The sequence below is a fragment of the Bacillus sp. FSL K6-0268 genome, from assembly GCF_038005425.1.
Classification (GTDB): Bacteria; Bacillota; Bacilli; order Bacillales; family Bacillaceae_G; genus Bacillus_A; species Bacillus_A thuringiensis_S.
In genome coordinates, this window is sequence record NZ_JBBOTF010000001.1 from 389,432 (window position 1) to 414,224 (window position 24,793).

Genomic DNA, 24,793 nt, shown 5'->3' on the forward strand with positions numbered 1-24,793 from the left:
AATTATGTGAATTCATAGCTAACGTAATCTCTTTTATAGTTTTATTTTTTAGTTTGACCAGATAGTTCAACAGACTTTTGCGTACAACGCTGCATAGCTGAAATAATCGCTGTTCGTAATCCTTTTTCCTCTAATGTTGCTACAGCTTCTATTGTCGTTCCACCAGGAGAACAAACCATATCTTTCAATTCACCTGGATGTATTCCTGTTTCTAGTACCATTTTTGCAGAGCCTAACACAGCTTGAGCAGCGAATTTATATGCTTGATTTCTAGGCATACCATCTAGTACAGCAGCATCTGCCATCGCTTCTATAATCATATATACATATGCTGGTGAAGAACCACTTACAGATGTTACAACATCCATTAATTTTTCACTTACGATCTCTGTTTGACCAAAACTATTGAAAATGTTTAGTACATCTTCTAAATCTTTTTCTGTCACCATTTCATTAGGGCATAATGCAGACATTCCTTCTCCAACAAGAGCAGGAGTATTAGGCATTACTCTTACAACTTTTAATTTTTTATTAAAGGCATTTTCAGTACTTTCAATACTTTTACCAGCAGCGATCGTAACGATGATAGCATCGTTTTTGATTACTTCTTTTATTTCATTAATTATTGATGCGTATAGGTCTGGTTTAATTGATAAAATTAAAATATCAGCATTTTTAGCTACTTTATTGTTGTCGGTAGTTGTAGTTAGCCCATATTTTTCACTAGCATTTTTTAAATTAGCAGTGTTTAAATCTGAACAAATAATATGATTTGAAGACACTATCTTTTTGTTTAGCATCCCGCCAATCATAGCCATTCCCATATTTCCGCAACCGATGAATCCAATTTGTTTATCCATAATAACTCAATCTTGCTCCTTTTATAATCAATTATATCGGTTTGGTATTGTTATCTTAGAATAATAATAATATCCCTGTGCAATATAAAGAAACATTCTAAGAGAATATATTCCTTTTTGCAACACTAAAAGATAAAAATTAATTATATTCGACATTATGTAAATATATACACTATAATGTAAGGTTTTATGTTTATGAATATGAGTTAAACTTATATCAATTTGTATTTTCATTCAGTAGGGCAATAATTTCATACAAGTCACTTGTGGCACTATTTATTTTTAAAAATACCTCTTGACACCGAATTGAACTATATCGCATAATATAAAAAAATTAGATTGAAAATCGTTGAAGGGAATTAGTACATATGTCTTCTTGCGAAAGAGAGTGGAATTCACCGGCTGAAAGATTCCTCGTATAGAATGTATCGAACCTATCCCCGAGTCTTAAATGAAAGTTTAGGCGTTCGCCTGCGTTATAGGCACCAAGTGGATATCTATGTATATCAATTAAGGTGGTACCGCGGAACAATGACCGTTTCGTCCTTTTTATTTTATTAAGGGCGAAGCGGTCATTTTTATTTTGCTCTTAAATACTTCAATGCAGCATTGATGAGAATAGATATAGTTGCAAAGTGAATGAAGTGTAAACTATAAAAACTTTGATTTTAGACTTGGGGGATAAAAAGGTGAAAAAACAACGAATTGTTGTAAAGATTGGAAGTAGTTCCTTGGCAGATAGTCACGGAGGCATCTCTACAGAACAGCTTTCAGATCACGTTGCCGCATTGGCTCGGTTGAAAGAGGAAGGGCACGAGGTTGTGTTAATTACATCTGGAGCCGTCGCTGCAGGTTTTTCAGCGCTAGGATATCCTAGTAGACCTGTAACGATTAAAGGGAAACAGGCTGCAGCAGCTGTCGGACAAAGTTTGTTAATGCAGGCGTACACGGAGGAATTCCGTAAATATGGCATCGTTACTGCGCAACTTTTGCTGACGAGAAGTGATTTTTCTAGAAAAGAACAATATAGTAATGCTTACGCTACGTTAGGAGAATTACTAAACCGTTCCGCTCTTCCAATTATTAATGAAAATGATTCCATCTCTTTAGAGGAGCTGACGTTCGGTGATAATGATATGCTGTCAGCTTTAGTAAGCGGGCTTGTTTCGGCGGATATGCTTATGATCTTTACGGATGTGAACGGGTTATATGACAAAAATCCTCAGAAAAATGCGGATGCAAAAAAATATTATTTTCTTCCTGAAGTTACGGAAGAAATTTCTTCTCTTGCAGGAGATGCTGGCTCAAAACTTGGGACTGGTGGTATGAAATCAAAAATCGATGCTGCAAAGACAGCACTCTCTCTTGGTGTGAGTGTATTTATCGGGACAGGACGTGGACAGGAAAAGTTTGTAGATGTTTTGAAGGGTAAGGGTGATGGAACGTATGTTGGTAATGCTCCTCAAAAAGAAATGAAGATGAACAAGCAATGGATTGCCTTGCATTCGCTTGTTAGCGGACAAATTGAAGTAGATGCTGGGGCGGCTACTGCCATCATTCAGCATGGTAAGAGTTTACTTCCAGCTGGTGTTACGAATGTATCAGGATTTTTCCAAGTGGGTGAAGTTGTAGAGGTTGTAACGCAACAAGGGCGCGTAATAGGAAAAGGACAATGCACATATAGTGCAGAGGAACTAAGAGATGTAAAAGGTATGCAAAGCCAAGATATTCAAGTAAGAGGCGAGAGACATAGTTATGAAGTCATTCATAGAGATCATTGGGTTTCACTTTAAAAAGGAGGAAATGAAAATGAATGAAGTGTTGGCAAAGGGGATAAAAGCAAAAGAGGTTGCTAGAGAACTTGTGCTTAAAACTACAGATCAAAAAAATGAAGCACTTGCTGCAATTGCTAATCAGTTGATAGTAGAAACAGCTTATATTTTAGAAGAAAACAAACGGGATATTGAAGAAGGTAAGGAGAAAGGATTTTCTGATTCACTCCTTGATCGCCTTTTGCTGAATGAACAGCGAATTGTTGATATGACAGAGGGTATTAAGCAGTTAATTGAATTACGTGATCCTATTGGAGAATGTGTAAGTGCATGGGAACGACCAAATGGACTATCTATTCAGGAGATGCGCGTACCACTTGGTGTTGTCGGAATGATTTATGAGGCAAGACCGAATGTAACTGTTGATGCTGCTACAATTTGTTTAAAAACAGGAAACGCAGTAATACTACGTGGTAGTTCTTCTGCTATCCATTCTAACAAAGCCATCGTTAGCGTTATTCACCGGGCGCTTAAGCAAACTAGCTTGCCTTCAGAAAGTGTACAGCTCATAGAAGATACAACGAGAGATAGTGCAAAACAGCTGTTTACATTGAATGAGTACTTGGATGTTCTTATACCAAGAGGCGGTAAACAATTAATTGATACAGTAGTGAGAGAAGCGTCTGTTCCAGTACTTGAAACAGGTGCGGGAAATTGTCATATATTCATTGATGAAACAGCGGATAAACAAATGGCATTTAATATTATTATAAATGCAAAAACACAGCGCCCATCTGTATGTAATGCAATTGAGACGATTGTACTTCATGAGAATTGGGCAGAGCAATATGGTAGCGAGTTGTTTTCTTCTTTGAAGGAAAGAGGAGTAGAGCTACGCGGTGATAATAAAGCAGTGGCGATTGATACTTCTATCTTACTTGCGACAGAAGAAGACTGGGAAACAGAGTTTTTATCTCTCACACTAGCAGTGAAAGTGGTTGCCAATGTTGAAGAAGCGATTCATCATATAAATACGTATGGATCTATGCATTCTGAAGCGATTATTACTGAAAACGAGGAAAACGTCAGCAAGTTTTTTACTTCTGTAGATGCCGCGGCACTTTATCATAATGCATCGACTCGTTTTACAGATGGATCCGAATTTGGATTCGGAGCGGAAATTGGTATCAGTACGCAAAAATTACACGTAAGAGGACCAATGGGGCTTCCAGCATTAACTTCCACAAAATATGTAATTCGTGGAAATGGACAAATTCGGAGCTAAGAATAACAAAAGACATCCAATTTAATTGAGATGTCTTTTGTTATTATAATATCCATTTACCATACAAAAAGCCCTACAAGCATAGCGCTTAATAAAGAAACAGCCATCCCGCTAACAAGAAGCTTCCAAACATTTTTACCGATGACTGATGATTTTTCCCCGCCAAATAATGAATTGTAAGTTCCGTAAATCATACCTACTGTACTAAAGTTAGCAAAAGAAGCTAGAAATGTTGTTGCAACCGCAACCGTATGCGGTTGTAGCGACTTTAAGTTTGATTTTAAATCCATCATAGCAACAAATTCATTCGTTGTAATTTTTATTCCCATTAATTCAGCTACATACATAGCATCTTTGCCGGATAAACCGAGTAAAAATGCAAAAGGACTAAAGATAATGGAGAAGATTTTTTGAATTGTTAACCCCGTTACAAAAAAGCCTAAAATCCCATTTAAACATGCTGTTAAAGCTACATACCCAATTACCATGGCTAAAATAACGATAACCATATTCATTCCAACTAACATACTGTTTGAAATAGTAGAAAAGAAATCCTTTTTTTCATGCTTTGAAGGTGTATATACGACATCATCTTCTTTTGTAACTTCCACAGGATTTAATACATTGGCTAAAATTAATGCATTAATACAGTTTAAAGGGATTGCACTGAAAATATATGTAGCTGGTACCATTGATAAATAAGCGCCAAGAATGGATCCGCTAACGCTACTCATACTCATAATTCCAAAAGTCAACAAACGATTTTCTTTTAAAACAGATAATTGATCACGAACAACTGCAAGTGCTTCAGTGTTTCCTAAAAACATCATTTGAATGGAAAAGAAATTTTCTAACTTTGGTAAACGAGAAATCTTTGAAATAACCGCACCTACTTTATCAATAATCCAAGTTAAGATTCCGAAATACGAAAGAATATCGAAAAAAGTAATAACAAAGATGATAGGCAGTAATGCACTAAAGAAGAAATCAATGTGTGGACTGTCCATAGCGGAAGGAAATGCAAATCGAATACCTTCGTTCGCGCATGCCAGTAGCCAACTGAAAAATGACGCAATTTTATTAATGATAATACTGCCGAGCTTCGTGCCTAACATAAACCACGTAATAAAAAGCTCCAATATGATGAGAATTACAATTGGTCTCCATTTTATATGGTTTTTGTTAGGTGAACATAAGAAAACGATTAATATGACAACGAAAATCCCTAACATATTTAATATGAAATGCATGTCAACCACTCCTTGAGCTTTATTATTTGTATATAAAAAAGCTCTTATTCTTCTTAATTTAGAATGAATGTGGTTTAATTTATATTTTTATAAATTCTAAAAATATAGAAGGTGAAATTCGATAAAAATAGAATTTAATACATAGCAAACAAGGAGGGGATAAAAATGGAGGTCTATCACATAACGAGTAGAAAGAGGGAAACATACAACGTTCAGGTGAAATATTCGATACTTTTCGAATGTGCACTTGGCATTGCAGCAATTACTCATAAAAGGTTAATTAATACACTTGAAAAGACTGAAAGTGAATGGGAAGGAATTAGACAATCATTAACAAATGAGATGAGAGAACACTTACAGTTTGTAGAAGAACATAATACGTGGAAAGCATTGCTTCAGTTATTGTATGAAGAGGATTTTCAGGACTTATCGCAGTTTAATTTTAAAATTGATTCACTTTCAGAAGAGGATTTGAAATTTATATGTTTACCGTTTTTAGGAGAGAAATATGAAGAGAAAAGACGTTTAGCTGCAACGGGAGTTGTATGTGCAATACACGAACTAAAGGAACTAACAGATGATCATCCGTTTTTTTCTACTTATATTAGCTTTATATGTGATGTAGATGTACAAGTGCTGAAATCTCATTTAATCACTGTAATGACAGGTTGGTATGAGAGCATAATTAAGAAAGAGGAAGAAGAAATACTTTCTATATTAAAACGAGATTATGAAGCAAAAAATGAAATGAATAAAAAGATGAAACCGGAAGAGTTTGTCGAGTGGGCGACTGGCGGAGTGAACTATATGCCAGAGCCAAGTGTTCATCACGTACTTCTTATTCCGCAAATGACGTACAGACCGTGGAATATTGAAGCAGATATTGAAGATACGAAAGTATTTCATTATCCAGTTGCGAATGAAAGCATTCATCCTGAAGATCCGTATGAACCGAATTATTTTTTAGTTCAAAAACATAAGGCTCTTGGGGATGAGGCGAGATTGCGAATTGTAAAAATGTTGTTTGAAAAAGAACGTACATTACAGGAAATAACGGAAAGATTGCAGCTTGGTAAATCGACAGTACACCATCATTTGAAATTGTTACGTGCAGCGAAGTTAGTTGATATACATGACGGAAAGTATGTATTAAGGAAGAAAGCAGTACAGTCGTTAGCAAAAGAATTAGAAGCGTTTTTGAATAGATAATATGCAACAAGAATGTACATAAAGGGAGGAATTTAAGAGAAAAGTTGGTGAGCTATAGTGAAGAGTGTATTGAAAAATCGTTCTTTCTTTTTTATGTGGATTGGTAGTGCAATCTCAGAATTAGGAGGGGCTTTCGGAACGTTATGTAATTCAATTCTAGTATATGAATTAACAGGATCGGAAATGGCTTTAAGTAGTATGTGGCTATTATATTTCATCCCATCACTCATATTGCAATTAATAAGTGGCCCATTTATTGATAAATGGAGCCGGAAGTGGATTATGATATTTTCACAATGGATACGAGCGTCCGTATTTTTATTACCTTTGGTGATGCTAGTTTCGGGTAGTATAGAAGTTTGGCACATTTATGTTGTTCAAATTGTAGTGGGACTTATTACACCACTTTATACACCTGCAAGTCAAGCAATTACACCGAGCATTGTAGGGAAAGAACAACTTCAAGATGCAAATGCGTATATTGATGGGATGACTCGCCTTATGATGTTTCTTGCGCCAGTATTAGGCGGAGTAGTCATTCATTTGATTGGAACAGAACTTACATTATCTTTCGTATGCATATGTTTATTTGTTAGTGGCACTTTCTTATTTTATATAAAAGAAAATAGAACGTCGCAACCTATTCGGAAAACGTGGCTAGAACAATTTCTTCACGGTTTTACATATTTTTTCACAAAACCAATCATCGTTTGGCTCGGTATATTTCTTACTTTCGTGCAGTTTGGAGTAGGGGTAACGATGGTCACAAATCTTCCTTATATAAAAGACGAGCTGTCAGCGGGATATGCAGAGTACGGTTATTTCATGGCAGGTTTTCCACTTGGCTACGTAATTGGCTCAGTATTAGTCAGAAAAGTAACATATAAAAGTCGGCGTATACTTATGCTCGGAGGATTGTTTATAGTGGGACTCACATACATTTCATTAGGATTCAATCATAGTATTATCATTGCAATAATAATTGAAGTAATAGCAGGGATTTGTATTGCATTTTTCAATGTTCATAACACGACAATATGCCAACAAACCGTCCCAAATAATATGATAGGACAAGTATTTTCAGTGCGTTTATTTTTTATACGATCCGCTATGCCATTAGGTGTGTTAGTAGGGGGAATATTGAGTGAAATGTGGGGAGTAAGAGCGCTATATGTAATCATCGGTGCAATTATATGTGTTACATCTTTAATAGGGATGTTACTTCCATATTTCAAATTTTTAGATGAGGCGATAGAAAAGAAATCAGCATAATTCAAAAAATTAAAACTTTACAATTGAAAATAATTATCATAATCAATTATAATAGAAGAATACTAGTATTCGTATAACAAAGAGGGAGTGGGATATATGTTTATCGAAACGAAAACATTTACAGTAAAAGAAGGTACATCAAATATAGTTGTAGAACGTTTCACTGGAGAAGGTATTATTGAAAAATTTGAAGGCTTTATCGATTTAAGTGTTCTCGTGAAAAAAGTAAGACGCGGCGACGAAGAAGTTGTCGTAATGATTCGCTGGGAATCTGAAGAAGCATGGAAAAACTGGGAAACAAGTGAAGAACACTTAGCTGGACATAGAGCAGGCCGTGGTAAACCAAAACCAGATCATATTATTAATGTGGATCACGCAGTTTATTATGTGAAATCATCGAAATCGGCTTATCAACAGTCTTAATATACAAGCAGAGGATACATGTTGTAGAAGCAAACATGTATCCTCTTTTTTATTACTGGGGGATGTAAATGATAGGAAATCTTTCATTCATTAAAAAAATGTTCTAGGATATAGAAAAAAATATTAGACTTATAAAGCATAGTCTTAGATGGAACGCTTGAATATCTTGCCTTACATATTTAAGGGTTATGAAAATGAGTCTATATCCCTTCTGTTTACAAGGAGATGAGTACATGAAGCTGAATCATTTAAATTTATGTGTTGATGACTTATCAGAAGCAAGACATTTCTTTGAAACATTTTTTGATTTTCAATTTTTGGAACAAAAAGGGAAAGCACTTGTAGTTATGAGTGATGAGAGTGGATTTATACTTGTGCTAAGTGATCCAAAAGCATTTAAAGGGAATAAGGAAGTTACGTATCCGGAAGCTTTTCATATTGGTTTTTTAGTGGAAACTACAAATGAAGTGGATCAAGCGTATAATCGTTTAGTAGCAGGCGGCATTGAAATAGATAAGGAACCTTATTCGATGCGAGGTAGTAGTTATGGTTTTTATTTTACAGTATTTAATGGCTTATTAATTGAAGTGTCTTGTCTTGATTATAGAGAAGGTAAGAAAATTTCAAAGCTTAATAGTAATCACCAAGAGTAATCATTTGAAGGTGTATAAAATTTAAGTATGTATCATATTAGAAGACGGATTATGAAAGTTTCACTGTAAAGTAAAAAAGACAGACTAATAAATAGTCTGTCTTTTCACATTAATTTTTCACATCATCATAAAGTTCAAGCGCCTCTTTCACATTCAATCTATTCTTCACAATACCATGTATTGCTTGAATCATCGCAGCTGGGTGCTCAGATTGCCATATGTTTCGGCCCATGTCTACTCCGATCGCGCCTTCTTGCAGTGCATTGTACGTAATGTTTAATGCGTCTTCGATTGAATCTAGTTTTGGGCCACCCGCGATGACAACTGGGGCAGGGCATGTGCTCGTTATTTTTTCGAATCCTTCGCAGTAATACGTTTTAATAATATCAGCACCCATTTCAACACATACGCGGGAAGCAAGTGCTAGAAAGCGAGCTTCACGTTTTTGTAATTCCTTTGCGACTGCGGTAATACCGAGTACTGGTAGGCCGTAATCGTGAGCTTCAGAAACTACATTTGCGAGATTCGAAACAGTTTGTGTTTCATAGTCTGATCCGACAAAAACAGAAACGCCAACGCCAATTGCGTTTTGCTTCACTGCTTCTTTTACAGGTGTAACAATTGTTTCATTCGCTAAATCTTTACCAACGACAGTAGCGCCGCCAGATACACGCATAACCATCGGTGTACTGCAGTTTTCAGGAATACAGGAGCTAAGTACACCGCGCGTTAAAAAGAGGGAGTCTGTATAAGGAAGTAAGTTTTTTACTGTTTCAAGTGGTTGTTCTAGTCCGTGAATTGGTCCTAAGAAATATCCGTGATCTATTGCTAACATAACCGCTCTACCATCAGGTAAAATTGTATTTAATCGATTTTTAAATCCCCAAGTCATTCGAAATCACTCCTTCGTTAATGTTGGATTTTCCGTTTGTACCGTATCTTTATTTGGTAAATGTGGTGACTTTATAAAAACAGCTTTAAAAGGTTTATCAGAATGGTTAATCAGATAGTGAGATTCATGAGGGCGAACTTGCAGGACATCACCTTGTTTAATCGGAACTCTTTCGTTATTTACATAGAAGTCTATTTCACCTTCTAACGCATAAAAAACTTCTTCACACGTTGTATGATAGTGATTTTGAAACTCTTGCCCAGGCTGAATGACAACAAGACCAAGATCAATATTCGGGCCTTGTATTAAATATTTCGGCCCGTTATCACCGAAGCGATAGGAGAAATCATTTTCATTCGCTTTTAACATACAGTTCACTCCTTTATGTAAACGAGTTACAGTGCACCTGGCGCAATCCACATATGTGTTGTAAGTCCTTTATCAGCTAAAGTGAGCTGACTGTTATACACGGTTTTCCATGTTTCATAGAATTCCTTGTATAGCTCGTGATTTTCCGTGATTGGTTCAAATGTATTTTCCCACTGTAAAAATTGTTCGGCAGCCTCTTCCATAGATGTATATATTCCAGCGCCAACTCCAGCAGCAATCGCAGTTCCTAAAGCAGCTGCTTCTTTCACAACTGGTACTTTTACAGGAATGCCGAGTACGTCTGATAGAATTTGTGGCCATAGTTTCCCTTTAGCGGCACCGCCAGCAAAAACAACTTCAGAAGGGAATGTATCAGTAAGATTTTCAATTAGTTTTAAGTTTCCAAGTGTAACGAAGGCCGCATTTTCTTCAATAGCACGGAACAGTTCCTTTTTTCCGCATTTGTCAGCGTCTAAACTTAAATTTAAGAATGAAGGTGCGGCATGACGCCAAGAAATGTAGTTCATAACGTTTGAAAAAGTAGGGATAATACCATATGAACCGACAGGTACGTCTTTCGCTTGTTCTTCTAATAATTCATAAGCGTCTACACCGAGTTTTTCAGCGAGCTTTTTTTCTTCTTGGCAAAAAGCGTCTCGAAACCAGCGCATAACAAGACCAGGGAAAAAAGCGATTGTTTCATATTGCCATAGATTCGAAATGACATGGCAATTTACACGAATCGCAGCATATGGATCTGTAATTGGTTCTGTAATATTTACTTCTTGTTGCCAAAAGCTGCCTCCGCATATTAATGTTTGATTTGGTTTCACGACTCCAGTTCCGAGTGATGCCATTTGAGCATCTCCGCCGCCAGCGACGACAGGAATTCCTGCCAGTAATCCAGTTAATGCTGCACACTCTTTTGTAACGTTTCCGATTACTGTACCAGCCTCATTTACTTTTGGTGAAAATGGCAAAGTTATACCACACTCTTTAGCGACATCGTTATCCCAATTTCTATTTTGTAAATCAAAGATTCCAGACGTACAACCGTTGGAAGGGTCGATTTGCAGTACATCGCTTAATTTATACAAAATCCAATCGTTTAACATCGTAAAGGAGTGGATATTACAATAGATTTCTGGTTCATGTTTTTTAATCCAAAGTAGACGTGGTAAAGCACCTAATGAAAAAGTTTGCCCAGATTTTCTGTATAAATCTTCTTCAAGATGTGAGCGGATTTCTTTTAGCTCACTAACTTCAGCGGATGCACGGCCATCAACATTTGCACATGCCCATATTTCTTGCCCATTTTTATCATATAAAACAAAACCTTCTCGCATACTTGTAGCGCTAATAGCTTGAATAGAAGAAGGAAGTATATTACTTTTTTGTAGAACTTCTTTCGTACACTGTTGTACGAGTTGCCAGTTTGCTTTTACATCAAAATTCATAGAACCGGGGTAACGAGGATCAGTTTTATGAACCCATTCTTTTTGGCTTACTGCAATTTGATTGCCTTGTAAATCAAAAAGAACAGCTCGAATGCTTCCTGTACCAGCATCGAAAGCTAATAAAGTAGACATTAAGAATCACCTTCCTTTCTTAATAAGGAGAGCGCAGTTTCTTCATCAGTAATTAATGTATGAATAAATTTCCCTTTTAAAGCCCCATAAATGGCATCTATCTTTTGAGTACCTCCAGCCACACCAATGACATGCTTCATACTGCGAAGAATCGTAAGTGGTGTGCCAATTAGACGATTATGATGCGAGAGCTCTAATAAATCACCATTCGTATTATAAAACTGTCCTAAAATATCGCCCGCCCCGTTTTGACTTCGAATATATGTCATTTCACGTAGCGTTAATTTTTCTTCTTTTACAATCGTAGCGTCTTGAGATAACCCGCCAATACCGACAACTGCCGTATGTGCAAGTGAAGCGACATGAAGCATATCTTTCACGCTTGGTTCTGATAAAATACTTTGTGCCATTTCAGTAGAAGATGCTAGAAAAGGAGTAGGAATAATATGAAGATCACCTTGCATGTAGTGTAAATAGTTTTGTTTTCTTGGGAGATAGTGGTTTACTCCGCCTGTTAGCGTTACGAATGAAAGATTAATAGAACTTTCAAAATGAATGTTTTCTAGCATTTTACTTATTGTTTCACCCCAGCCGATGCCGAGTAAATCACCTTGTTGGAGATGAGTCTCTAAATATTGTGCAGCGGCTTTTCCGAGAGAAGCGTGATAATTGTCTATTGGAGTAGGGATAATGAAAGCATCTTTTAAGTGGAATTTTTTCATTAGGTCACGCTCAATACTTAAACAGTGTAAACCAGTTCCTTTTACGTGAAATGTAACGATACCTTCACTGCGTGCCTTATCTAATAACCGGACAACTTTATTTCTTGAAATGTGAAGAAGTGAAGCAATTTCCTGTTGTGTTAATTGGTCTTTATAATAGTACCAAGCTACTTTAGTTAATAAATTCTCTTCAAAGTTCAGCTGTGTCATACTCTTCATCCCTTTCAACAATTGACCACTCCTTAAACATATGTGCCACATATTTTGTTTATTCCAGTTGAAACGATTAATTGTACGTAGAAAAAAGTGTTCTAGATATAAAAAAAGGAATATACAATGCTACAAAACAAGTAGAACAAATAATCATTTTCTCAAAAAATGTTCTGGATAAAGGCAGGTGACATCATGTGGAGAACGTACCTTTATTACAAATAAAGAAAATGAGTAAGGCGTTTTTAAATCAACTTGTATTAAAAGAAGTGAACTTACAAGTAGAGCGTGGAGATATATACGCTTTAGTGGGAGGGAATGGCGCCGGGAAATCAACATTAATGAAAATATTAACGGGGTTATATTCGTATGATGATGGAGAGATGTATGTAAAAGGAATGAAGCAACAGTTTTCAAATCCGTCAGAAGCACATAGAAAAGGTATTTATTTAATACCGCAAGAACCACTCATTTTTCCGCATATGACTATTGAAGAAAATATATGTATCGGGTTAAAAGAAAAGAAAAAGAAACTAAGAGTACAGATTCAGCAATTGATTAACAGTCTAGGGTGGGATATTGACCTTTATGAGTTAGGAGCATCATTATCCATTGCGCAGCAACAGTTAGTAGAAATCGTTAGAGGATTAATAAGAGAAGCTGAGATTCTTATTCTAGATGAGCCAACATCGACATTAACAACACACGAAATTAAGAGTCTTTTTGTGTTGATGAAAAGTTTACAAGAAAAAGGAATTGGGATGATTTATATTACGCATCGTTTTCCAGAAATCTTTGAAATTGCCAACAAAGTAGCAATACTACGTGATGGAATGATTGTAAGCCAAGGTGATGTATGTGACTATACATATGACATGCTAATGGAGGGACTATTGCCAAAAGGATATAAACAGAAAGAGAAAATAGAAGTAGTTCAAGAGACAGCAAGGACGAAAAAAATATTAGAAGTGGTTGATATAAATGGTCACGCATTCAAAAATATATCATTCACTGTACATGCGGGAGAGGTTGTAGGTGTTGCTGGCATTATAGGATCTGGCAGAACGGAATTAGCAGAAGCGATATTTGGATTGAAAACTATAAAATCAGGGTCTATCTTATTAGATGGAAAATCAATTGATACGTGTTCTTTGCATAAAAGGCTAGACGAAGGACTAGTTTATGTGCCAGAGGATAGGGCGAGGAATGGAATTTTCTCAATGGCTTCTGTTAAAGAAAATATTGCAGCAGCAAGTTTACAGCAAAATAAGCGCTTTTTTATAAATCAAGAAAAAGAAAGCGCTTTAGTTAATTTTTTTATAGAACAATTCCGAATTGTTGTACAGAATATGAATGAAGAACTCGCATCTTTATCGGGAGGAAATCAGCAAAAAGTCGTACTTGCGAAGTATCTCGCATGTAATCCGAAAATTATTATTCTTGATGAACCGACTCGCGGAATTGATGCGAAAGCAAGGCTTGAAGTGTATGAGACGATAGAAAAAATGAAAAGGGAAGGACTTGCAATTTTATTAATCTCTTCAGATGTTGAAGAAATTGTTCAATTAGTAAACCGTGTATATGTAATGAGAAATGGACGATTTGTTTCTCATATGGAAAAAGAACAACTGAGTGTGAATGAAGTTACACGCCTTGCAAACGGAGGTGTAGCGAAATGAAACGTATGTTAAAAATGCATGAAACGTCTATCATACTGTTACTACTAATTTATATAGCCATGGTCGGGATAATAAATCCTAGTTTTGTTCAGTTTAACTCGTTATCGTTAATGATGAAATCAAGCGTTATTTTAGTCGTTCTAGCAATTGGCCAATCGTTCGTTTTATTTACGAAAAATATAGACGTATCAGTTGGCTCAATTATGGGATTAAGCGCGGCAGTTTGCGGGATGTTATTAACGAACGGATATAGTGCAGTCTTGTCGATACTTGCTGCTATAATGCTTGGTGCTATTATCGGTTTCATAAACGGGATTGGAGTTGCAAAGTTTCGGGTACCAGCCATTATTATGACATTAGGGATGTTAGGAATTGTTAGAGGTGCAATGTTAATCTTCACAGGCGGGAAGTGGATTGAAGATACTCCAAATAATTTTAAGAAACTTTCATCTATCGTCATACTTGGTCTGCCGATAATTGTATGGGGTGTTCTTATTATTTTATTACTACTATACTTCTTTTTAAGGAAGGTACCATACGGAAGATACTTCTATGCGGTAGGTGACAATGAAGATGGTGCGAGGCTCATTGGGATACCTGTTAATAAAGTAAAGATAAATGCGTTTATTATATCGGGCATAAGTGCGGCAATCGCTGGTTGCATATTTGTTATGAATATCGGGTTCGTTCCAAATCAAACTGGTACAGGAATAGAACTACAGGTGATCGCAGCTGCTGTGCTAGGAGGAATTCATCTAAAAGGAGGAACCGGTTCTATATTTGGAGCCGCATTAGGAGCATTATTTTTAGAAGCAATAAGCAGTTCACTCGTCTTTTTAAAAATACCAGCATTTTGGAATAATGCTATTTCGGGTTTTTTACTATTACTTATTATCATACTAGATAGTGTCATGAAGAAGTGGAAAGTAGAGAGGAGGATGAATCTATGAAGTATTTTTACAGATGGGAAGGTGTTCTAATCGTATTACTTCTTATAGAATTCATTCTCTTTAGTTTTATAAATCGTGATTTTTTAAATATTAGTAATCTCCTTTTTAGTACAAATGATTTTCTGTTTATAGCAATCGCAGCGATTCCAATGACTTTCGTTATTGTAACAGGAGGAATTGACGTATCTGTAGGATCTATTATGGGGCTAACTTCGATTTTAATTGGTGTACTTTGGATGAATGGGATTCATATTTTATTAGCAGTAATAATGGCACTTATAGTCAGTTGCTTAGCAGGCGCTTTAAATGGATTCATTATAAAAATGACAGATGTAGAACCACTAGTTGTTACACTCGGAACGATGTTTTTATATGGAGGAATTGCACTCGTCATTTCAGGAGGGGCGGGTGCTTCTGGATATGAAGGGATAAGTGGTTTACCTGATGCTTATGTACAACTAGCAAATGGTAGTTTTATAGGAATACCTAACTTATTATGGCTTCTTATCGCATTAACAATTGTATGCACGATTTTGTTTCACCGAACGATATATGGACGCCACGTACAATTAACAGGAGCGAACGAAAATACAGCAAAATACACCGGGATTCAGACGAAGAAAGTAGTAATCATTGCTTACATACTTTCTGGGTTAGGAGGTGGATTAGGGGGTGCTTTCTTAACTGCATATTTCGGTTCCGCACGTGCTGATATGGGAAGTGAAACAATATTACCAATCATTACAGCAGTCGTATTAGGCGGGACACTTATTACGGGAGGAAAAGGAAGTATTATTGGTACTGTACTAGCGAGTATTTTTATAGGCCTTATGCAATATGGCCTACAAATGACAGGTTTAACAAATGAACAATCAAATGTAGTAATAGGTATTATCCTTATTCTTTCAGTTATTATGAGACATTTCAAATTACATCAATTCTTAGCAGGGAAAAGACGGAATTTGCATAAGGGGGAAATGTCATGAAGAGAAAACTAGGGATTGTATTGATCGTATGTATTTGTTTAATTGGTTTAATCGCTTGTTCCAGTCAAACGGCAGATAAGAAAAAAGCAGATGATGTGAAATTTGCATTTATCCCGAAATTAACTGGAGTTGGCTTCTTTACATCGGGCGGTGAAGGAGCAAAGGAGATGGGAGATAAGCTAGGCGTACAAGTGAAATATGATGGGCCGTCTGAAGCGAGTGTATCAGGGCAAGTAAAGTATATAAATAATTTCATTAATCAAAACTATGATGCACTTATGGTTTCCTCTACATCAGTTGATGGTTTATCGCAATCACTGCAGCGTGCTAAGAAAAAAGGAATGACTGTCTTAACGTGGGATTCTGATGTGAATCCGAAAGACCGTTCTTTTTATATAAGTCAAGGGACACCAGACCAACTTGCTAACTTATTAATTGAAATGACTTCCAAGCAAATTGGAGATAAAGGAAAAGTAGCTTTCTTTTATTCTAGTCCAACAGTAACGGATCAAAACCAATGGGTAACGAAAGCGAAAGAAATTATTAAAAAGAAATATCCGAACTGGGAAATTGTAACGACGCAGTACGGTGAAAATAATGCGCAAAAATCGTTATCAGTAGGGGAGAACATATTAAAAACGTATCCAGATATTAATGCAGTCATTTGCCCGGATGCAACGGCACTACCAGCGATGGCACAAGCAGCTGAAAACTTGAAAATGGATAAAAAAGTTGTTGTAACTGGCTTCTCTACACCAAACGTTATGCGTGATTACGTAAAACGAGGAACAGTACAACAATTTGGATTATGGGATGTAAAACAACAAGGTGCACTCGCAACGTATGTAGCAAATGAAATAGTAGTAAAAGGGAAGAAGTTAAAAGTAGGGGATAGTTTTGAAGTAAAAGGAATCGGAAAAGTGAAAGTAGAGCCAAACTCCATCCAAGGTTATGATTATGAGGCAGAAGGAAATGGAATTATTGTATTGCCAGAGCGGGTTGTATTTACGAAAGAGAATATTGATAAATATAATTTCTAGTAACGAAAAAACGTCCGAATATATCGGACGTTTTTTATTTCTTCATTAGTTATGAACTGTTTCTTTTTCATTTAATCCAAGCGTACGACCTGTAGAAGTGTGTAGGTCTTGGAACAACCTTGGATTTTCAGTTAGTGAAATGCCATATGAAGGAATCATTTCTTTTATTTTTTCTTCCCATTCTACCATGCGGCTTGGGAAACATTTTTCTAATACTTCAAGCATGACGTGAACAGCAGTAGAAGCACCTGGTGATGCGCCTAGTAATGCGGCGATTGAGCCGTCAGCTGCACTTACTACTTCTGTACCAAATTGAAGTGTTCCTTTACCGCCAGCATCAGTATCTTTAATTACTTGTACACGTTGTCCAGCAACTACAATATCCCAATCTTCACTTTTCGCGTTCGGAATGAATTCGCGTAATTCTTCCATGCGTTTTTCGTGCGATAACATAACTTGCTGAATTAAGTATTTTGTAAGTCCCATTTCTTTTACACCAGCAGCTAACATCGTTAAGACGTTATTCGGTTTTACAGAACCGATTAAGTCAAGATTTGAGCCAGTTTTTAAGAATTTAGGTGAGAACCCTGCGAATGGTCCGAATAATAAAGCTTTTTTATTATCTATATATCTCGTATCAAGGTGAGGTACAGACATTGGCGGAGCGCCAACTTTAGCTTTACCGTATACTTTCGCATGATGTTGCTCTACAACTTTTTGGTTTTTACATACCATAAATAGTCCACTTACTGGGAATCCACCGATATGCTTTGATTCAGGGATACCAGTCTTTTGAAGTAGAGGTAGACTACCGCCACCACCGCCAATAAAGACGAATTTAGCAGTATGATGCTCAATTTTACCACTATTCATATCGTGTACTTTCACTTCCCACAAACCATTTTTCGTGCGCTTAATATTTTCAACACTATGCTTGTAGTTTAGCTCGACATTTTTCGTTTTTAAGTAATCAAACAACATACGTGTTAATGCACCGAAGTTAACATCTGTTCCAGAGTCAATCTTCGTTGCCGCCATCGGTTCATTAGATGTACGGCCTTCCATAATGAGTGGAAGCCATTTTTTTAATGTTTCAGGAGCGTCGGAAAATTCCATTCCTTGAAACAGTGGATTTTTTGAAAGCGCTTCAAAACGGTTTTTTAGAAACTCAACATTTTTTTCCCCTTGTACTAAACTCATATGAGGTAGTGGCATAATAAAATCTTGTGGATTACGAATTAATTTGCTTTTTACAAGATATGCCCAAAATTGTCTTGAAAGCTGGAATTGCTCATTCACTTTTACAGCCTTACCAATATCTATAGATCCGTCAGATTTTTCGGAAGTATAGTTCAGTTCGCATAGCGCAGAATGCCCTGTACCTGCATTATTCCATTCGTTAGAGCTTTCTTCCCCGGCACTTGCGAGTTTTTCAAAAACTTTAATTTCCCATTCAGGTGCTAATTCTTTTAGTAATGAGCCTAACGTTGCACTCATAATTCCTGCACCAATTAAGATAACGTCTGTTTTTTGCTGCATGTTGCTCATGATAATCTCTCCATCCCCTATATTGGCAAAAAAGTGTAGGTGTTTTCTATGTCTAAGCCGTAAAAGAGAAACACCGCCTAGGCCCCACCTAGGTGTATACCTTTTTTGTCTCAATTATATAACCATCTCATACTCTATTATAATAATTAATAGACTAAAATATCTAGTGTTATCTGATAATTTTAAACTATTTAACGTTTTATTCGCTAAAAATCTTATTTAACAAGCTCTTTTAAGGTGGTAAATAGAAAAAAATTACAGTTTGAAATTATCTCGAAAAAGCTTACGTATCCTTAAGTGACTAAATCGAGTACCTTTTTATGGGATTATTCTTTCTGTAATGGTAAGATTATTCTGAAAAATAAAAAGGAGGGACTCTAATGTGTACAAAAGAACAAATTTCAAACTTATTTCGAAACTTTTCAATAAAGGAATGTAAAGGGTCAAGTGATTTATATGAATATTTATCAATGAAAATTGCTGAAGATGAGGAAGTACTTACACTATCGTCCTATGCTCAGGTAGGTCAACCAGTCCCAAACTTACTATTAGGTGCAGTACATTATTTATTGCTAGCAGGGAAAGAACATCATTTAAAAACGTATTATAGTAGTTTAGTTGAAAATGCTGATACAAATTTAGATAAAGCTTTTAATCATTTTAAAGATTTCTGTAAAGAGTACCGAGAAGAAATCATTACTTTGTTACAAACGAAACTCGTTCAAACAAATGAAGTAAGACGGTGCGCATACTTATACCCAAGTTTCTGCTACATATTTAACAAAGTGAAGAAGCCGTTAGCGTTAATTGAAATTGGGACAAGTTCTGGGTTGCAACTGTTCTGGGACCAATATCGTTATTCGTACGGGACGGATGAAATGTACGGAAATATAAATTCAAATGTGCATGTAACTTCTGAAATAAGAGGGGAGAATGTACCGCATTTTCTAAAAGAAAGCCCATCTGTCGTAGAAAGAATCGGACTGGACTTACATGTGAATGATTTACATAATGAGGAAGATTATTTATGGTTACGTGCTTTAATTTGGCCAGAACATAAAGAAAGGCTTGAGATGTTTGATCAAGCTGCATCTTTAGTGAAAAATGAATCTGTCCAATTCATAGAAGGAGACGGTGTAGAGCTATTATCATCTATTATTGAACAAATAAGTGAAGAAGCTGTTATTTGTATTTTCCATACACACGTCGCAAACCAAATACCAGAACAAGTTAAACATAAATTAGAAAAACAAATACAAGAAATCGGCGCAAAACGTGATGTATTCCACCTGTATAACAATATGTGGGATCGTGACCTTCATATTGATTATTATATTAACGGAAACGAATATCGTGAAACGGTTGGAGAAACAGAAGGACACGGGAGATGGTTTAGCTGGAAGATTGGAAATGAGACGCTTATTTAGATTAATATTGGCGCTCTCACTTGTAAAAAGTGAGGGCATAGGTTCAAGCATTAACTAAATGACTAAGGAATAAATATTATTAGTACAATACAAAAAAAGCTTGGGAGAAATCCTAAGCTTTTTTTGTATTACACTTAAACCCCATAATGGATCATGTACTTTTGTTCTGTTGTAGCTTGTTCAATTTTTGAAGCTAACTCAATCAGCTCATCAGAATTTTTGAAGAACTTTGAAGATGTAACTGTTTCATAGAATATTGCTAATGATTCAGGCGGGATAATTGTAATACCGTAATAAGCTAAACCGTATTCCTGATTTTTGACTGTATGAAAGCAGGTTTTCATAATTGATAAATTTCGATTTAAGCTACTGATAATATCATCATCAACAGAAATACAATGATATTTCTCTGGTGTATAATCTTCGTAATTTTTTTGAGAAGTAAAATCGTCAATTATTCCAAAATCATGGACACATGCCATCATTATCATCCTTTCAATTTTAATAAAGTGAGTTCTATTAAAGTAAAATGGTCATTCGTTTAAGTGTAATAGAAATAGTTATGTAGTTCATAAAATATCTTCGGTTCTTCTTCGTGAAGACAGTTTATTTATCGATAAACTCATCGGGAGCCCAAGTGGCGATTTCATTCCCAGGTGCAGCGACTACAAGCCATTGCTCACATAGAACACCAGATTGCCAACATTCATAATAATCATGAAAACCATTTACAAAAATAATTTGTCCACTATCTAATGTAATAATTAAATGAGGGCTTTCTAAGCCAAGTTGTATATCGGTAACTTTTTGTCTTCTTATCTTAAATATTCTTTCATATTCTTCTTCCCCAGAATAAACTTCAAATTCATCTTCATTTAATGGGTATCTTTTTTGAGGTTTATTAAATAAACACCATTTTGATTCGATATTGATATATAATTGTCCGTCATAATCAACTGAGTCGTGAAAGTTTGTGAAATGAATCTTTATAGCGCCTGGAGAAATACCAAATTGTAATCCATCAACTTGTGATCCGATGAATAGATTTTTCAACACTTTTTCAGCGTAAATTTTATCCTCTTGATTCATTCTTGAAATCCTCCTTTTCTTAAAAATATACCTTATATTTTTATTGTAATAAATAAATTTTCATGTAAAATGAACCTTTTGTGAAAAACGAGCGAATATAGTGTGAAAGATCACGAGAAGGGGTTGTAATGTTGGATGAAGTAAAATTGAAAGAATGGCTATAGAGTTTACTTTACTGTTAAAGTATTTCATATAAAAATCACGCATTCATTCTAAGTCATTTACCCAAATTACGATATGTTCAATTTTCATAGGTTTCATCCATCCTATCTGTAGCAATTAGGCTTCCACTGTATTAAGTTTGCATTTGCATTGCAACAATTTTGCTTTGGTGTTAAAGCTAGTTGTTAATTTTTGATTATGTACGTACATACAATATGTAATTAAGTAAATGATCAACATAGTAATTACAGAAAAGGGTGAATGAAGCATATGAATCAATTTGAGCAAATGATGTACGTTGGTGTCATCATGTCTATTGTACTATCCGTTATGATTTTAGGGTCCTTATATTATAATCCTCGACTTTCATTAACTGATTATCCGAAAGATATTCAAAAAGTAGTTTTTCCAAAATCGATTCATGAAAAAAAGCAAACCATTTACTTTAATATTGTATATAATGCTATTCTTTTCAGTTGTCCTTTCGTTTCTACATATATATTACATAAGCATGAAAAATTATTGTATATTGATGCTTATTTACACACTTTTGGTATTTTAATGATTTTTAATTTAGTAGATTTATTTATAATTGATTGGCTAATTTTTTGCTGGATTACTCCGAGGTTTGTTGTGATTCCTAGTACAGAAGGAATGAAGGGATATAAAGATTATAAGTTTCATTTAAGAGGTGCTATAGTCGCTACTAAAATTTTAGCAATCGTAAGTTTATTTTTGGCGGGAATTGCAACAACTATTTAGTGTGAAGAAGGGCATGAAGCTTTTATAAAAGATAAGGATATTTATAATATATAGAATTAGAAATAAGAATTTGATAGTATTGGAGTAAGGAGTTTTAATAACAGTATATTAAACAATATTAATATACTGTTGCAAATGTTTTGATATTATGTAAAATTATACAATTTTACAGAGGCATTTGATAAAATTCAAAAAATATAATGGAGGCTAATATGAAAAAAGTAATTGGCGCAGCAACAGCAACTATTTTTGGATTGGGGGCGTTTACCTCAACTGCTACCGCAGAAACAATCGTAACAGCAGATGTACTTAACGTACGTGAAAAACCGACTACAGAATCAAAAGTGGTCGAAAAAGTAAAGAATGGGCAAGAGTTAAAAGTCATCAATACCGAAGATGGTTGGTCAAAAATTGAATTGAACGGTAAAGAAGTGTTTGTAAGTTCGGAGTTTACAAAAGATGTGTATCATGTAACGGCGAATTTGTTAAATGTACGTACCGAAGCAAACACAGAATCAGAAATTCTTGGCAGACTGAAAAAAGATGATGTAATTGAATCAACGCATCAAGTAAAAGACGGATGGCTGCAATTTGAGTATAAAGGAAAAACAGCTTATGCAAACGTTTCTTTCCTATCAAGTACAGCACCAACTGAAAAGAAAACCGAAGAGAAAACGAAGCAAGTAGCGAAAGTACAAAAATCAGTTAAAGAAAAGAAAGAAGTAAAGACGCAGAAAGTAGCAAAAGCGAAAGAAACAACGAAAGCACAAGAAATAGTAAAGCCTAAAGAAGAAGTAAAAGTTAAAGAAGAACCGAAAGCGCAAGAAATAGTAAAGCCTAAAGAAGAAGTAAAAGTTAAAGAAGAACCGAAAGCGCAAGAAATAGTAAAGCCTAAAGAAGAGGCAAAAGTCAAAGAAGAAGTAAAAGTTAAAGAAGAACCGAAAGCGCAAGAAATGGTAAAGCCGAAAGAAGAGGCAAAAGTTAAAGAAGAAGTAAAAGTTAAAGAAGAACCGAAAGCGCAAGAAATAGTAAAGCCTAAAGAAGAGGCAAAAGTTAAAGAAGAAGTAAAAGCTAAAGAAGAAGAAAAAGTGCAAGAAATAGTAAAGCCTAAAGAAGAGGCAAAAGTCAAAGAAGAAGTAAAAGTTAAAGAAGAAGAAAAAGAGCAAGAAATAACAAAAGCTAAAGAAGAAGAAAAAGCAAGAGAAATAGCAAAAGCTAAAGAAGAAGAAAAAGCAAGAGAAATAGCAAAAGCTAAAGAAGAAGAGAAAGCGCAAGAAATAGCAAAAGCTAAAGAAGAAGAAAAAGCAAGAGAAATAGCAAAAGCTAAAGAAGAAGAGAAAGCAAGAGAAATAGCAAGAGCTAAAGAAGAAGAGAGAGCAAGAGAAATAGCAAAAGCTAAAGAAGAAGAGAGAGCGAAAGAAGTATCAAAAAACAATATACAGTCTGCTAAACGTGAATTAACGGTAGTAGCGACAGCGTATACTGCTGATCCAAGTGAAAATGGTACATATGGTGGACGCGTTTTAACTGCGATGGGGCATGATTTAACGGCAAATCCGAATATGAGAATTATCGCAGTTGACCCGAAAGTAATCCCATTAGGATCTAAAGTATGGGTAGAAGGTTATGGAGAAGCTATCGCTGGTGATACTGGAAGTGCAATTAAAGGTAATCGTATTGATGTATTAATGGGGTCAAAAAGTAAAGCTATGAATTGGGGAAGAAAAACTGTTAAAGTAAAAATTTTATAGTAACTATAATGATCTAAATAGAAGTCAGTTCTCTTTATTGAGGCTGGCTTTTATTTTTTTAGTGGAAGTATAATAGGATTCTTAAATGACTTATTAATAAAACTGTAATAAAACATAAAAATTGTATCATGTTTAGAAAAACTATTAAGAATGAGGTAAGGAAGTAGAACAGAAGGTTATTGAGAAGTAGAGAAGAATAGTATGTTGCTACAATTACACAAGATATCGAGGAACGTGAACTTATTTCAGTAGTTGATTTCCAGTTTGGGGAAATGAATATATACTATTATTTATGTAAAGATTGTTCAATTATAAAAACGGAAACACAAAGTACATAACAAGACTAACATATTATATTAGTCTTGTTTTTGTATCGCAACATCATTAAGAATCGCATCAAATATATCTTTTTGCGTAAAGTTATCTGTAAAAATAGTTTCTCTGGAAACCTCAATTGTATCGTGCGGATTATACCATTTTTGTAGGGAATCTTCACCAAATTCATGTCGTTTGTCCCTTGTGTTATGTCGTCTAATAGTTTCCTCTAATGATAAATCAAAGTAATATGTAAATGCATTTTTATCAAAATAACGAATTAATTCTTTTAACATCTCACCATACCTACGACTGTTCAATATACCTTCTAAAATAACAAATTCACATTTTCCTTTTCCGTACTTTGTAATTTCAAATAGTAAATCATGTGATAAATTCCCCATTGTGTCGTGTACTCTAAGCATATCTCTACGCACAACATCCTGTGATACTAAAAGTGTACCTTGTCCGAAATGTTCTTGTAGTTGCTTTGCAATCGTTGTTTTACCACTTGCGGAGTTTCCTCTAAGAATGATTAAAGTGGATGTAAATATAGGATTAGACATAATGTATTCCCC

At 35.3% G+C, this 24,793-nt stretch carries 23 protein-coding genes and 1 other annotated feature; of the genes, 13 read left to right on the plus strand and 10 right to left on the minus strand.

Translation table 11 applies throughout. The features are described from left to right. Positions 1 to 41: 41 nt before the first annotated feature. Positions 42 to 860 carry a pyrroline-5-carboxylate reductase gene (proC, locus tag MHI28_RS01945; protein ID WP_000360732.1) on the minus strand — a complete coding sequence of 273 codons (819 nt, stop codon included), beginning with the start codon at positions 858 to 860 and terminating at the stop codon, positions 42 to 44. Positions 861 to 1,200: 340 nt separating this feature from the next. Then, positions 1,201 to 1,411, plus strand: a binding site (T-box leader). A gap of 138 nt (positions 1,412 to 1,549) precedes the next feature. Between proC and proB the strand changes: the two genes are divergently transcribed. Both proB and MHI28_RS01955 read left to right on the plus strand, forming a co-directional pair. Then, positions 1,550 to 2,653 (plus strand): glutamate 5-kinase, encoded by a 1,104-nt coding sequence (proB, locus tag MHI28_RS01950; protein ID WP_000744738.1) that lies wholly within the window; start codon positions 1,550 to 1,552, stop codon positions 2,651 to 2,653. Between the two features lie 16 nt (positions 2,654 to 2,669). Next, positions 2,670 to 3,917: a glutamate-5-semialdehyde dehydrogenase gene (locus MHI28_RS01955; protein WP_001006615.1), complete on the plus strand. Its 1,248-nt coding sequence runs from the start codon at positions 2,670 to 2,672 to the stop codon at positions 3,915 to 3,917. A 56-nt stretch (positions 3,918 to 3,973) separates the two neighbouring features. Here the strand turns inward: MHI28_RS01955 and MHI28_RS01960 are convergent, their stop codons facing one another. Next, positions 3,974 to 5,167, minus strand: a complete 1,194-nt coding sequence (locus tag MHI28_RS01960; RefSeq protein ID WP_340827580.1) for a NupC/NupG family nucleoside CNT transporter — start codon at positions 5,165 to 5,167, stop codon at positions 3,974 to 3,976. Positions 5,168 to 5,332: 165 nt separating this feature from the next. Between MHI28_RS01960 and MHI28_RS01965 the strand changes: the two genes are divergently transcribed. The 4 genes from MHI28_RS01965 (at position 5,333) to MHI28_RS01980 (ending at position 8,724) form a co-directional block, all read left to right on the plus strand. Continuing rightward, a complete protein-coding gene (locus tag MHI28_RS01965) occupies positions 5,333 to 6,376 on the plus strand; it encodes an ArsR/SmtB family transcription factor (protein ID WP_000454582.1) in 1,044 nt (347 codons plus the stop codon). Between the two features lie 57 nt (positions 6,377 to 6,433). Beyond that, entirely contained in the window at positions 6,434 to 7,648 is a 1,215-nt protein-coding gene (locus MHI28_RS01970; RefSeq protein ID WP_000843813.1) for an MFS transporter, read from the plus strand. 96 nt (positions 7,649 to 7,744) lie between these two features. After that, entirely contained in the window at positions 7,745 to 8,071 is a 327-nt protein-coding gene (hmoA, locus tag MHI28_RS01975; RefSeq protein ID WP_000469498.1) for a heme-degrading monooxygenase HmoA, read from the plus strand. A 233-nt stretch (positions 8,072 to 8,304) separates the two neighbouring features. Next, positions 8,305 to 8,724, plus strand: a complete 420-nt coding sequence (locus MHI28_RS01980) for a VOC family protein (protein ID WP_000773089.1) — start codon at positions 8,305 to 8,307, stop codon at positions 8,722 to 8,724. A gap of 109 nt (positions 8,725 to 8,833) precedes the next feature. Here MHI28_RS01980 and lsrF read toward each other — a convergent pair whose 3' ends face one another. From lsrF to MHI28_RS02000, 4 genes are read right to left on the minus strand one after another with little or no spacing between them, the layout of a single operon-like run. After that, positions 8,834 to 9,616, minus strand: coding sequence for a 3-hydroxy-5-phosphonooxypentane-2,4-dione thiolase (gene lsrF, locus MHI28_RS01985; RefSeq protein WP_000219780.1), 783 nt, complete (start codon positions 9,614 to 9,616; stop codon positions 8,834 to 8,836). Positions 9,617 to 9,622: 6 nt separating this feature from the next. Then, positions 9,623 to 9,985 carry a cupin domain-containing protein gene (locus MHI28_RS01990; protein ID WP_000909986.1) on the minus strand — a complete coding sequence of 121 codons (363 nt, stop codon included), beginning with the start codon at positions 9,983 to 9,985 and terminating at the stop codon, positions 9,623 to 9,625. A gap of 26 nt (positions 9,986 to 10,011) precedes the next feature. Beyond that, the gene (lsrK, locus tag MHI28_RS01995) at positions 10,012 to 11,574 is read right to left on the minus strand and encodes an autoinducer-2 kinase (protein WP_000105712.1); all 1,563 of its coding nucleotides are present in this window, start codon (positions 11,572 to 11,574) and stop codon (positions 10,012 to 10,014) included. Further along, the gene (locus MHI28_RS02000; protein ID WP_000677766.1) at positions 11,574 to 12,524 is read right to left on the minus strand and encodes a sugar-binding transcriptional regulator; all 951 of its coding nucleotides are present in this window, start codon (positions 12,522 to 12,524) and stop codon (positions 11,574 to 11,576) included. Before MHI28_RS02000 ends, lsrK begins: the two co-directional genes overlap by 1 nt. A gap of 179 nt (positions 12,525 to 12,703) precedes the next feature. Between MHI28_RS02000 and MHI28_RS02005 the strand changes: the two genes are divergently transcribed. The 4 genes from MHI28_RS02005 to lsrB are packed head-to-tail and all read left to right on the plus strand — an operon-like array spanning position 12,704 to position 17,161. Then, complete coding sequence (locus MHI28_RS02005) at positions 12,704 to 14,185, plus strand: sugar ABC transporter ATP-binding protein (RefSeq protein ID WP_000432604.1); 1,482 nt, start codon at positions 12,704 to 12,706, stop codon at positions 14,183 to 14,185. Next, positions 14,182 to 15,135: an ABC transporter permease subunit gene (locus MHI28_RS02010; RefSeq protein WP_000827500.1), complete on the plus strand. Its 954-nt coding sequence runs from the start codon at positions 14,182 to 14,184 to the stop codon at positions 15,133 to 15,135. Before MHI28_RS02005 ends, MHI28_RS02010 begins: the two co-directional genes overlap by 4 nt. Beyond that, positions 15,132 to 16,121, plus strand: a complete 990-nt coding sequence (locus MHI28_RS02015) for an ABC transporter permease (protein ID WP_000873535.1) — start codon at positions 15,132 to 15,134, stop codon at positions 16,119 to 16,121. Before MHI28_RS02010 ends, MHI28_RS02015 begins: the two co-directional genes overlap by 4 nt. Next, complete coding sequence (lsrB, locus tag MHI28_RS02020) at positions 16,118 to 17,161, plus strand: autoinducer 2 ABC transporter substrate-binding protein LsrB (protein WP_000823653.1); 1,044 nt, start codon at positions 16,118 to 16,120, stop codon at positions 17,159 to 17,161. The genes MHI28_RS02015 and lsrB overlap by 4 nt, the downstream gene beginning before the upstream one ends. Positions 17,162 to 17,206: 45 nt before the next feature. On the opposite strand, the gene MHI28_RS02025 is transcribed toward lsrB, so the two are convergent. Further along, the gene (locus tag MHI28_RS02025) at positions 17,207 to 18,709 is read right to left on the minus strand and encodes a malate:quinone oxidoreductase (protein WP_000069147.1); all 1,503 of its coding nucleotides are present in this window, start codon (positions 18,707 to 18,709) and stop codon (positions 17,207 to 17,209) included. A gap of 380 nt (positions 18,710 to 19,089) precedes the next feature. On the opposite strand from MHI28_RS02025, the gene MHI28_RS02030 reads away from it, so the two are divergent. Next, positions 19,090 to 20,136, plus strand: coding sequence for a DUF2332 domain-containing protein (locus MHI28_RS02030; protein WP_000337438.1), 1,047 nt, complete (start codon positions 19,090 to 19,092; stop codon positions 20,134 to 20,136). 134 nt (positions 20,137 to 20,270) lie between these two features. On the opposite strand, the gene MHI28_RS02035 is transcribed toward MHI28_RS02030, so the two are convergent. Then, entirely contained in the window at positions 20,271 to 20,621 is a 351-nt protein-coding gene (locus tag MHI28_RS02035) for a hypothetical protein (protein ID WP_002162764.1), read from the minus strand. 121 nt (positions 20,622 to 20,742) lie between these two features. Continuing rightward, a complete protein-coding gene (locus MHI28_RS02040; protein ID WP_001070897.1) occupies positions 20,743 to 21,225 on the minus strand; it encodes a hypothetical protein in 483 nt (160 codons plus the stop codon). Between the two features lie 432 nt (positions 21,226 to 21,657). Between MHI28_RS02040 and MHI28_RS02045 the strand changes: the two genes are divergently transcribed. Both MHI28_RS02045 and entB read left to right on the plus strand, forming a co-directional pair. Then, a complete protein-coding gene (locus MHI28_RS02045) occupies positions 21,658 to 22,149 on the plus strand; it encodes a hypothetical protein (protein WP_001071238.1) in 492 nt (163 codons plus the stop codon). Between the two features lie 212 nt (positions 22,150 to 22,361). After that, positions 22,362 to 23,900 (plus strand): cell wall-binding protein EntB, encoded by a 1,539-nt coding sequence (entB, locus tag MHI28_RS02050; protein ID WP_340827581.1) that lies wholly within the window; start codon positions 22,362 to 22,364, stop codon positions 23,898 to 23,900. A 356-nt stretch (positions 23,901 to 24,256) separates the two neighbouring features. Here entB and MHI28_RS02055 read toward each other — a convergent pair whose 3' ends face one another. Further along, positions 24,257 to 24,781 carry a kinase gene (locus MHI28_RS02055; protein ID WP_000070084.1) on the minus strand — a complete coding sequence of 175 codons (525 nt, stop codon included), beginning with the start codon at positions 24,779 to 24,781 and terminating at the stop codon, positions 24,257 to 24,259. Positions 24,782 to 24,793 lie beyond the last annotated feature (12 nt).

Excerpts from the sequence above, each read along its gene's own strand:
- proC (WP_000360732.1), bottom strand. The coding sequence starts at position 860 with ATGGATAAACAAATTGGATTCATCGGTTGCGGAAATATGGGAATGGCT.
- lsrF (WP_000219780.1), bottom strand. The coding sequence starts at position 9,616 with ATGACTTGGGGATTTAAAAATCGATTAAATACAATTTTACCTGATGGT.
- MHI28_RS02040 (WP_001070897.1), bottom strand. The coding sequence starts at position 21,225 with ATGAATCAAGAGGATAAAATTTACGCTGAAAAAGTGTTGAAAAATCTA.
- MHI28_RS02035 (WP_002162764.1), bottom strand. The coding sequence starts at position 20,621 with ATGATGGCATGTGTCCATGATTTTGGAATAATTGACGATTTTACTTCT.
- MHI28_RS02015 (WP_000873535.1), top strand. The coding sequence starts at position 15,132 with ATGAAGTATTTTTACAGATGGGAAGGTGTTCTAATCGTATTACTTCTT.
- MHI28_RS01980 (WP_000773089.1), top strand. The coding sequence starts at position 8,305 with ATGAAGCTGAATCATTTAAATTTATGTGTTGATGACTTATCAGAAGCA.
- MHI28_RS02025 (WP_000069147.1), bottom strand. The coding sequence starts at position 18,709 with ATGAGCAACATGCAGCAAAAAACAGACGTTATCTTAATTGGTGCAGGA.
- hmoA (WP_000469498.1), top strand. The coding sequence starts at position 7,745 with ATGTTTATCGAAACGAAAACATTTACAGTAAAAGAAGGTACATCAAAT.
- MHI28_RS02045 (WP_001071238.1), top strand. The coding sequence starts at position 21,658 with ATGAATCAATTTGAGCAAATGATGTACGTTGGTGTCATCATGTCTATT.
- MHI28_RS01990 (WP_000909986.1), bottom strand. The coding sequence starts at position 9,985 with ATGTTAAAAGCGAATGAAAATGATTTCTCCTATCGCTTCGGTGATAAC.
- MHI28_RS01955 (WP_001006615.1), top strand. The coding sequence starts at position 2,670 with ATGAATGAAGTGTTGGCAAAGGGGATAAAAGCAAAAGAGGTTGCTAGA.
- MHI28_RS02055 (WP_000070084.1), bottom strand. The coding sequence starts at position 24,781 with ATGTCTAATCCTATATTTACATCCACTTTAATCATTCTTAGAGGAAAC.
- lsrB (WP_000823653.1), top strand. The coding sequence starts at position 16,118 with ATGAAGAGAAAACTAGGGATTGTATTGATCGTATGTATTTGTTTAATT.
- MHI28_RS01965 (WP_000454582.1), top strand. The coding sequence starts at position 5,333 with ATGGAGGTCTATCACATAACGAGTAGAAAGAGGGAAACATACAACGTT.
- MHI28_RS02010 (WP_000827500.1), top strand. The coding sequence starts at position 14,182 with ATGAAACGTATGTTAAAAATGCATGAAACGTCTATCATACTGTTACTA.
- lsrK (WP_000105712.1), bottom strand. The coding sequence starts at position 11,574 with ATGTCTACTTTATTAGCTTTCGATGCTGGTACAGGAAGCATTCGAGCT.
- entB (WP_340827581.1), top strand. The coding sequence starts at position 22,362 with ATGAAAAAAGTAATTGGCGCAGCAACAGCAACTATTTTTGGATTGGGG.
- MHI28_RS01960 (WP_340827580.1), bottom strand. The coding sequence starts at position 5,167 with ATGCATTTCATATTAAATATGTTAGGGATTTTCGTTGTCATATTAATC.
- MHI28_RS02030 (WP_000337438.1), top strand. The coding sequence starts at position 19,090 with ATGTGTACAAAAGAACAAATTTCAAACTTATTTCGAAACTTTTCAATA.